Origin of the sequence: Paraburkholderia sp. SIMBA_030, from assembly GCF_046535245.1 — a bacterium.
In the GTDB taxonomy this organism is placed as follows: domain Bacteria; phylum Pseudomonadota; class Gammaproteobacteria; order Burkholderiales; family Burkholderiaceae; genus Paraburkholderia.
Map to the genome: position 1 here is coordinate 1 of NZ_JAWRXB010000056.1, position 1699 is coordinate 1699.

Here is a 1699-nt window from a genome sequence, read left to right on the forward strand (position 1 = left end):
GGTGAAGTCGTAACAAGGTAGCCGTATCGGAAGGTGCGGCTGGATCACCTCCTTTCTAAGGATTTTAACGGAATATAAGACCTTGGGTCTTATAAACAGAACGTTCCCTGTCTTGTTTAGTTTTGAAGGATCATTCGATTCTTCGAGATGTTGTTCTTTGAAAACTAGATAACAGAAGTAATTCACATTCAATTAGTAATGCAAGATATCACGTAGTGATTCTTTTTAACGGTTAAGTTAGAAAGGGCGCACGGTGGATGCCTTGGCACTAGGAGCCGATGAAGGACGGGACGAACACCGATATGCTTCGGGGAGCTGTAAGCAAGCTTTGATCCGGAGATTTCCGAATGGGGAAACCCACCACTCGTAATGGAGTGGTATCCATATCTGAATACATAGGATATGAGAAGGCAGACCCGGGGAACTGAAACATCTAAGTACCCGGAGGAAGAGAAAGCAAATGCGATTCCCTGAGTAGCGGCGAGCGAAACGGGACCAGCCCAAACCAAGAGGCTTGCCTCTTGGGGTTGTAGGACACTCTGTACGGAGTTACAAAGGAACGAGGTAGATGAAGAGGTCTGGAAAGGCCCGCCATAGGAGGTAACAGCCCTGTAGTCAAAACTTCGTTCTCTCCTGAGTGGATCCTGAGTACGGCGGAACACGTGAAATTCCGTCGGAATCCGGGAGGACCATCTCCCAAGGCTAAATACTCCCTAGTGACCGATAGTGAACCAGTACCGTGAGGGAAAGGTGAAAAGCACCCCGGAAGGGGAGTGAAAGAGATCCTGAAACCGTGTGCCTACAAGTAGTCAGAGCCCGTTAACGGGTGATGGCGTGCCTTTTGTAGAATGAACCGGCGAGTTACGATCCCGTGCAAGGTTAAGCAGAAGATGCGGAGCCGCAGCGAAAGCGAGTCTGAATAGGGCGAATTGAGTACGTGGTCGTAGACCCGAAACCAGGTGATCTACCCATGTCCAGGGTGAAGTTCAGGTAACACTGAATGGAGGCCCGAACCCACGCACGTTGAAAAGTGCGGGGATGAGGTGTGGGTAGGGGTGAAATGCCAATCGAACCTGGAGATAGCTGGTTCTCTCCGAAATAGCTTTAGGGCTAGCCTCAAGGTAAGAGTCTCGGAGGTAGAGCACTGATTGGACTAGGGGCCCCTACCGGGTTACCGAATTCAGTCAAACTCCGAATGCCGATGACTTATCCTTGGGAGTCAGACTGCGAGTGATAAGATCCGTAGTCGAAAGGGAAACAGCCCAGACCGCCAGCTAAGGTCCCAAAGTATACGTTAAGTGGAAAAGGATGTGGAGTTGCTTAGACAACCAGGATGTTGGCTTAGAAGCAGCCACCATTTAAAGAGTGCGTAATAGCTCACTGGTCGAGTGACTCTGCGCCGAAAATGTACCGGGGCTAAACGTATCACCGAAGCTGCGGACTGTTCTTCGAACAGTGGTAGGAGAGCGTTCTAAGGGCTGTGAAGCAAGACCGGAAGGACTTGTGGAGCGCTTAGAAGTGAGAATGCCGGTATGAGTAGCGAAAGAGGGGTGAGAATCCCCTCCACCGAATGCCTAAGGTTTCCTGAGGAAGGCTCGTCCGCTCAGGGTTAGTCGGGACCTAAGCCGAGGCCGAAAGGCGTAGGCGATGGATAACAGGTTGATATTCCTGTACCACCTCCTCACCATTTGAGCAATGG

Annotated in this window: 2 rRNA genes; both read left to right on the forward strand. The window is 50.7% G+C overall.

The annotated features are described in order from the left end of the window. Nucleotides 1-55, forward strand: a 16S ribosomal RNA gene (locus SB772_RS38965); the annotation flags it as partial. 175 nt (nucleotides 56-230) lie between these two features. Then, nucleotides 231-1699 (forward strand): 23S ribosomal RNA (locus SB772_RS38970); the annotation flags it as partial.